This is a genomic window from Fulvivirga sp. (genome assembly GCF_040220315.1).
Taxonomy (GTDB): Bacteria; Bacteroidota; Bacteroidia; order Cytophagales; family Cyclobacteriaceae; genus Fulvivirga.
In genome coordinates, this window is the sequence record NZ_JAVJUY010000312.1 from 1 (window position 1) to 7,770 (window position 7,770).

The 7,770-nt window shown below is 37.6% G+C and carries 7 protein-coding genes, 1 tRNA gene and 1 pseudogene; 2 read left to right on the forward strand and 7 right to left on the reverse strand.

Going from position 1 to position 7,770, the window contains the following annotated elements; genetic code table 11:
- Together RLO81_RS15690 and RLO81_RS15695 are read right to left on the reverse strand one after the other, a co-directional pair.
- The coding region (locus RLO81_RS15690) for a DnaJ domain-containing protein (RefSeq protein WP_350113704.1) at positions 1–534 on the reverse strand (534 nt) is incomplete at its 3' end.
- Between the two features lie 8 nt (positions 535–542).
- Entirely contained in the window at positions 543–1,301 is a 759-nt protein-coding gene (locus RLO81_RS15695; protein ID WP_350113707.1) for a prolipoprotein diacylglyceryl transferase, read from the reverse strand.
- 57 nt (positions 1,302–1,358) lie between these two features.
- On the opposite strand from RLO81_RS15695, the gene RLO81_RS15700 reads away from it, so the two are divergent.
- A complete protein-coding gene (locus RLO81_RS15700) occupies positions 1,359–2,225 on the forward strand; it encodes a DMT family transporter (RefSeq protein WP_350113710.1) in 867 nt (288 codons plus the stop codon).
- Positions 2,226–2,258: 33 nt separating this feature from the next.
- On the opposite strand, the gene gap is transcribed toward RLO81_RS15700, so the two are convergent.
- Positions 2,259–3,245: a type I glyceraldehyde-3-phosphate dehydrogenase gene (gap, locus tag RLO81_RS15705; protein WP_502880465.1), complete on the reverse strand. Its 987-nt coding sequence runs from the start codon at positions 3,243–3,245 to the stop codon at positions 2,259–2,261.
- A 142-nt stretch (positions 3,246–3,387) separates the two neighbouring features.
- On the reverse strand, positions 3,388–4,122 hold the full coding sequence (locus tag RLO81_RS15710) for a hypothetical protein (protein ID WP_350113712.1): 735 nt from the start codon (positions 4,120–4,122) through the stop codon (positions 3,388–3,390).
- 209 nt (positions 4,123–4,331) lie between these two features.
- On the opposite strand from RLO81_RS15710, the gene RLO81_RS15715 reads away from it, so the two are divergent.
- Positions 4,332–4,403, forward strand: a tRNA-Glu gene (locus RLO81_RS15715).
- A 154-nt stretch (positions 4,404–4,557) separates the two neighbouring features.
- Here the strand turns inward: RLO81_RS15715 and RLO81_RS15720 are convergent.
- From RLO81_RS15720 to RLO81_RS15730, 3 genes and pseudogenes are all read right to left on the reverse strand, one after another.
- The gene (locus RLO81_RS15720) at positions 4,558–5,358 is read right to left on the reverse strand and encodes a hypothetical protein (protein WP_350113715.1); all 801 of its coding nucleotides are present in this window, start codon (positions 5,356–5,358) and stop codon (positions 4,558–4,560) included.
- Between the two features lie 164 nt (positions 5,359–5,522).
- The gene (locus RLO81_RS15725) at positions 5,523–7,163 is read right to left on the reverse strand and encodes an SGNH/GDSL hydrolase family protein (RefSeq protein WP_350113718.1); all 1,641 of its coding nucleotides are present in this window, start codon (positions 7,161–7,163) and stop codon (positions 5,523–5,525) included.
- A 15-nt stretch (positions 7,164–7,178) separates the two neighbouring features.
- Positions 7,179–7,770: pseudogene (locus tag RLO81_RS15730) on the reverse strand (TonB-dependent receptor); the annotation flags it as partial.

Genomic DNA, 7,770 nt, shown 5'->3' on the forward strand with positions numbered 1-7,770 from the left:
TGCGGAACGATAGTGTTTGTTGTTGAATAGTTGTTCGGCCCTTTTAATTTGAAGTGCAATGGCTGCTTCTCTTTCTATTTTTTCTTTGGCCGTAATATGTTCATCAATTTTGGTATAGGCTAACGTTAGAACTGCCATAAATACCATGGCGCACAGAGAAATAACCACATTTCTATAATAGTTTTTATCCACTCTATAAATGGGGGCTGTTTTATACTTAGGTGCTTTGCGCCAATCAAATTTTCCATACCTATTATAAACTGTCCTTTCTTCTTTTTCCTTACTCTGACGGTTGGTAGAGTATACTTCTTGCGTGCGTGTAGTATATGCTATGTCCAGGTCATGCCTTCTGCGTTTGTTATCATCCATCAAAACCTGATAGGCAGTATTAACAAGTTTAAATAGTTCTTCAAACTCCTTATTCCCGCCATTTTTATCAGGATGATATTTTAAGGCTAATGACTTGTATGCTTTCTTTATTTGATCGGATGAAGCATGCTGCTCAACACCAAGTATTTTATAATAACTGAGCATGAATACTTTTATTTCTTACTAAGCCGTATATAAAAATACAAAGAAGCCGATATAACCAGAAATGAAATAAATTGTGAGTGAGATACCCAATCTTCGATAACATACCCTCTACTTATGTCGCCTCTGAAAACTTCAATAACTGATCTGCCAATGGCATAAAGTATTAAATAGGAGAGGAAGACCTGGCCATCAAAGGACTTTCTGTTTTTTAATAGTAGCAGGGTTAATCCAATCAAGCCAATCATTAAGGCGCTGTATAATTGTGTGGGATGAAGCGGTGTATTTAAAGGAGCAAGGCAGACCGGATTAGTAAATGTAACTGCTAACGGGCCGTGCCATTCAATTCCATGGCAGCATCCCGCCATAAAACAACCAATTCTGCCAAAAAAATGAACTATGCATGTGGTTATTGCCATAATATCTAACATGGGTAACACAGGCAGTCCTTTTTTCTTAAAGAAGTAAAGCATAGCAGGAATACAAAACAGCAAAGACCCATAAAAAACGAAACCTTTACCTGTCAGTAGCTTTGAGAAATTATCAGCGTAATAAGAAGGGTTTTCAAAAAAAAGAAACACTTTACCGCCAAAGATTGCAGAAATAAGTAACAGCAAAAAGAGTGAGTTGATAGTATCAAAATTTGTGTTATAATTTTTTCTGGTTTGATATGCTACGTAAATGATGCCCGCTATTGCACCAACAACAATAAAAAATCCATAAGAGTAGATGGTGAAAAGATCTCCTATTTCAAAAAGAACTGGATGCATGACAATATAAGTTAGTTAATAGTTTCCTGATACACCAAAATAAAAGTTATTTGCCAAATGTTTACATCAGGCGTAAGATACATGCTGCTGGCTACATTTTTTTTCTCACTCATGAATGTGTTTGTGAAGATGGTGCCGGATATCCCGGCTGTAGAAATTGTGTTCTTTAGATCAGTAGTTTCATTATTTCTAAGCTTTTTCTTTTTAAGAATCCAAAGTGTTAACATCTGGGGTAAAAATAAAAAAGTGCTGCTTTTACGTGGCGTATGTGGGGCCGTGGCACTTATTTTATACTTTACCACTTTGCAACTAATACCACTTGCCAGTGCAGTTACCATTCAGTTTTTGTCTCCAATTTTTTCTTCGATATTGGGAATTTACATTGTGAAAGAAAAAGTGAAACCCTGGCAATGGATTTTTTACCTGCTCGCTTTTTCCGGGGTAATTTTGGTCAAAGGGTTTGATCCTCGTATCACACCTTCTTTATTTGCTATTGGTATTGTTTCGGCATTTTTTTCTGGTTTAGCCTATAATTTCATTAGAAAACTAAAACAAACCGAACACCCTTTGGTCATAGTTTTTTATTTTCCTTTGGTAACGCTTCCTGTAACTGGCTTAATCTCGGCTTTTGACTGGTACAAACCACATGGTTCCGAGTGGTTTATTTTACTACTTGTGGGAGTATTTACACAAGTAGCCCAATATTTTATGACCAAGGCATATCAGGCAGAAGAACTTTCTAAAATTGCCAGCCTCAAATACTTAGGTTTAATTTACGCACTTGGCTTCGGGTATGTCTTTTTTGAAGAGACCTTTAATTTAATGACCTATTTGGGAATGACGGTGATGATTGTAGGGGTGGTACTTAACGTATGGTATAAAAACAACCTTGCCAATGCTGAAATAAAAAAGGCCATCCCGTAAAGGAATGGCCTCCGAAATTATTCAATTATATAATTAGCCGATTTTAGCGATCAAATCCGCCACTCTGTTCGAGTATCCAGCTTCATTGTCATACCAAGAAACAACTTTTGCCAAATTTCCATTGACAGAAGTCATTTGAGAATCAAAAATTGATGAATGAGGGTTACCTATAATATCTGTAGATACAATTGGATCTTCAGTATATTCCAAAATTCCCTTCATTGCTCCATTGGCCGCTTCTTTTATTGCCGCATTAATTTCTGCTGCAGTAACTTCTTTTTTAAGCACGCATACAAGGTCAGTGAGAGAACCTGTAGGAGTTGGTACACGAACAGCATTACCATCTAGTTTGCCTTTTAGGTCAGGCAAGACCAGACCAACCGCTTTTGCGGCACCTGTTGTTGTTGGTACCATATTAATTGCTGCGGCCCTTGCTCTTCTTAAATCCTTGTGAGGCGCATCTTGCAAATTTTGGTCGGAAGTATAAGCATGTATGGTGGTGATAAACCCTTTTTCAATTCCAAATTTATCGTTTAATACTTTAGCAACTGGGGCAAGACAGTTAGTTGTACAAGAGGCGTTAGACATAATCGTCTCGCTTCCGGTTAATATATCATCATTTACACCTAAAACAACGGTAGGTATGTCTCCTTTCGCTGGCGCAGAGATAACTACTTTTTTCGCTCCGGCAGTTATGTGCTTAGATGCTCCTTCCTTATCAACAAAGAAACCTGTAGATTCAAGAACGATGTCAACACCTAAAGATGACCAGGGTAGGTTAGAAGGGTCGCGCTCTGCTGTTACTTTTATGGCCTTTCCGTTTACGTTGAAGCCATCGGCAGTAACTTCAATAGTACCATTGAATCTGCCATGAACAGAATCATATTTCAATAAGTGCGCTAGTGTAGTTGTATCTGTTAGGTCATTAATGGCTACTACTTCTACATTGCTCTTTTCCAGTAATGCTTTGAAAGCCAATCGACCGATTCTACCAAAACCGTTTATTGCTACTTTTGTCATGTTTATTGAGGGTTAAATAGTTAGTCTTTCATTGAGGTTGCAAAACTACGAGATGCCGTTTCTAAAACCAATATTTTTAAATCGATTAAATAGAAAAGGACGGAATATGATCCCGCCCTTACATTTTCTATAGCTATTGATATTATTTGGAACTCATTTCTGGCATATACGTCCAGGTCTCATCCCATTGGTCTGTAAATATCAAATCACCAGTTCTCCAGAAGGTCACCCATTTATCTTCCCCGTAAATTTCTATAAACTTATTTTTAAAACCCCAGTCTTCATCAAGCTCAGCCCATTTGTCGAAGCCACCGGCTGTTGCCATATGTCTACCACGGTTTCCTTGGCGAAATTGATTATCCCAAACTGTCCAGGAATGATCTCTATCCAATGCTTTTTGTACAGCACTCACTTTTTCCATAAAATCCCTTGTCAAAAAACCAGTTTCATCTGATACGTTACTAAACCTCACGTATAAATTTTTTGCCTCTTTATCCTTAACTACTGACAATTCATCATCCCTTTGCCAGTATTCAACTGAAACTAAAGATTCGACATGAATGGCTACGTTTTTCCAGTCATCATCGTGATTTTTTCCTTGGGGTCTGTTATCAAGATCTGCGAAAGTAAGTGGCCCCATCATCCAAACTGTTTTTCCTGCGTTTGGTCCAGAATTAATTGCCCAGACTCTTGCTTTTTGTCCTTCCTTATTATGAAAAGCATCATTGTGTGCTTTCATCGCTTGTTGTAGTTTGCCATTATCCTTACCATTCATTTGAAGGGTAATCATTTCATACATGACATAACTTTCTTCTTTGTCTTGAGCGAATGCACATAGCGATGCAAGGCACAGACTTGTGATTAATAGTTTTTTCATAGTTCTGATTGTTTGTGTATAATAACAATGTAGGTCTATTAAAACCAATAACCTATATAAAACTCATTAATTATCAGGCACTTACGATTTAATCTTGATTCTTATATTTTGAGTTGAGAAACAACAAGAAAAAAATATTCGAAAAAATTGAGACTAAGGTTTTGCAAAATTAAAAGGTGGTAATATATTTGCACCTCCTAAACAAAGATGGCCCGTTCGTCTAGGGGTTAGGACGCCAGGTTTTCATCCTGGTAACAGGGGTTCGATTCCCCTACGGGCTACAAAGGGACACTCTCAAAAGTGTCCCTTTTTTTGTGGCGTACATTTTATTCTAAATTCCAAGGCGTTTTATGAACCGACAAAAGACGTGTCCATTTCAATGGCATGGTTGCAACGACAAAATTTATTAATGGGTATCGAGCTTAGTGAACCTTTTTAGCGATAGAAATACTTAGTAAGACGGATAGGTTTGTTATTCTTCTTATGATAGAGATAAACTGATGATGGGTGCCCGTTTTTATTATATTTAATTTCCCTGATGACTGGCTTCTCATTCGTTTTTTGTATTGTACTCTTAATTAATTTTCCCTTGTCAAATTCGTTAGAGTACATGATTGTAATATCACCTTCACTTTCTTCTAAAAGTATTTCGTTACCATTTTCATCGTACTTACTCCACCACGTTTGAACCCAATTGGTACCATTAAGGCTATACTTTTTGGATCGTTCCAGCAAGGTGTTGCTGTCGTATTTATAGGTGATGAGAGAAAATCTTCTGGGCTCATCCAGGTATGCATAGCCGGTATATGCTTCCTCTGTCACCAATTTGTCATGCTCATATTTATAAAAAGTTTTCGAAAGCACTTTCATGTTGTCATCTACATTGGATGACTCAAGTACTTTGTGTTGCTCGTTTAATGTAAATAGCTGAACGGGTTGCTTTTTTCCATTGCTGTGTTCGTATTTAACAACATCTAAACCATTGGTGTCATAACTAAATGTAGAGGCCTTAAATTCCGGCTCTAGAATAGATATTTGAGTAATAAGCGAGCTATCTTTAATAATGCTTCTGTTGTTTAGTTTGTAATCATAGATGAGTACTTCTTTGCCGTATAGGCTATTTTTAACAGGCAGTAGATCATATAACTCAGAGATACGTAAGCTCTCTTCATTACTTTGAGCCAAAAGAGTAGAGGTGTAAAGGATTAATATGAGAAATGTAAGGAGTTTACTCATTCAATTGCCGGATAGCATTCAATGTCAAATTAATCTTTTTGATTGATAATTAACAGTATTGAATAGTTTCTTTCTATTTCATTTTTATTAGTTCAGGATAGGAATAATAGAAAAGGCCATCAATTTAAAATTGATGGCCTTTTCTAGTGTAAATGGATTAAAACTTATAGTGCATTAATTCCAGGGTAATCCAATGGATTGACGGTAGGAATATTTGCATTAAATGTTGAATTTAATTTTTTAATTATTTCATTAGCTACAATAGCTGCTCCCCTTGCATTAGGATGTACACCATCTGTAGACCAAATACTGTTAAACAATTCTTCTTGACTTAGACTTAGTGGAACCATGTTAAATCCATTGATATCAATTCCTAATGAGCCATCAGCAGCTGCTTGTGCATCTGTGCTAAGAGCAAGGCCAGCGGCTTGTGCTGGGGACAGTCCAAAAATATCAGCGAATAGCGGACCAACATCTACCATATGTACATTGGGTCTCGCTGCGACTTCTGCTGCAATTATTCCATTGAAAGTAGCATATGCAGTTATTACATTAACTTGTTCATCTAACGTGAGTGTATATTGATCTTCAATTGGTACTCCTGTACCTATTGTTGATTCAACAACCCCTGGAACTGCTTCTGTGCCAATAACTGCAAGCGCAGTCAAAGGGAATAAATCAGTGGCACCTGTTGTAGGGTCGACTTGGGCTTGTCGCATATTAACCAAGGCTGGGTCTACCAATGAAAGATCAGTCAAAGATTCATCCATTAAAACTGGCGGATTGGCACCTAGTTGCCATGTGATTTTACGAAAAGCGGCTTCTTGGGCTGTAATTGTAAAATTTGGACCAAATGCTCCGGCTGCAGCAGCATCCAGCGCTCCATTATATGCCGCATAAGCTCCGTTTAAAGCATCAACTTGTGCTTGTTCTGTGAGTGGAATTAAGTTAATACCACCACCAAGTTGAGTTACGATTTGAAAAAATGGAATAATAGTAACTGGAGGAACATTTAATACTACTCCTTCAGCTCCATTGGCAGTTAGTGCATCTAAAGCGGCACTATAAGCGGCTTGGAAAGTGGCGGCATCCGTTATTGTTTGAGGATCAGTTGGGTTAAATGCTTCACCCTTAACTCCACCAGAAGTTGCATAACCTAAAACATCATTGGAGCCTATCCATAGGCTAAATAGAGTACCGTTTGCACTTACTGCATCCTCTAGTATTGACGCACTTGCTGAAGATTGAAATGCACCATAAAATGGGTTAGCTGCTCCATAGCCATTCACACCGAGATCAATTACTCTGGCTCCAGGTACTCCAAAATTATTCAAACTACTACCCGTTGTGCTTGAAGTGTTCAAAGCTGTTCCTGAAGAATTTTGAATAGCATCTCCCAATTCTGCATCCGGGTCTCCTGCTAAAGCGGCTAAAGCAATTTCTAGACTTATGAACGATCTTCCTTCAGGCATCCCATCATCATCTAATCCTCCAAAACCATTGCCAGAAGTAATATCTGGATAAACAAAGGCATTGCCACCTGATTTTTGCAACTGTTCACCTATAATATTCGGAAATGAAAACATTTGACCTTGAGGAAATAAGGCTGCATCTGCGAATCCAGCTGAAAGTGAATTCCCTACTGCAACATAGTTAGAAATATCTAAACTCCCCGGGTTGTAATTTGGATCTACAATTGGATTTTCTGCCAATCGTTCATCGATTAAGTCATCTTCTGAATCACATGAGGTAATTAAAACAGATGCACTCAATAAAGTGTAAAATATATATTTAATATTTTTCATTTGTATTCCTATTTATTAATTGAAGAATTGATCAAACGTGATGCTTACATAATAGATGGCACCTAATTGCGGGTTACCGAATGAAGTAGTATATCTTTCATTCGTAATATTTGAACCACCTACTTTGAGTATTGATTTTAAGTTTGAAAGCTTATAACTTACTTGAGCATCAAATGTTCCAAATGCAGGTACAACACCTACACCGTAAGAAGACTCCCACAAGAAAGCATCCTGCCATCTGTAGTTCACTGAGAATCCTAACTTATCAGTTACTTTTCTATTGGCGAATTTAATATTATATCTGTATTCAGGTGTATTAAATTGCGCTCTGAAACCAGCATCTCTTAGAACATCGGCATCCAGTAATTCATTATAACTTACGTTTGCAGCAATTTGGTAGCCTTTTGGTAATGAATACTCAGCACCTATTGCAAAACCTTGTACTTTAACTATTCTGTTAGAATTCACATCAAATCCATATCTAGCGATAGGAGTGGTTCCATTTACCATACCAGCAGGATCGGCAGGTCCAGCATACAATGGAGTTTGTCCAGTACTTGTGTTACCTGTCGCGGTTTGAACTAAATCAACCTCAACAACTAAGTCA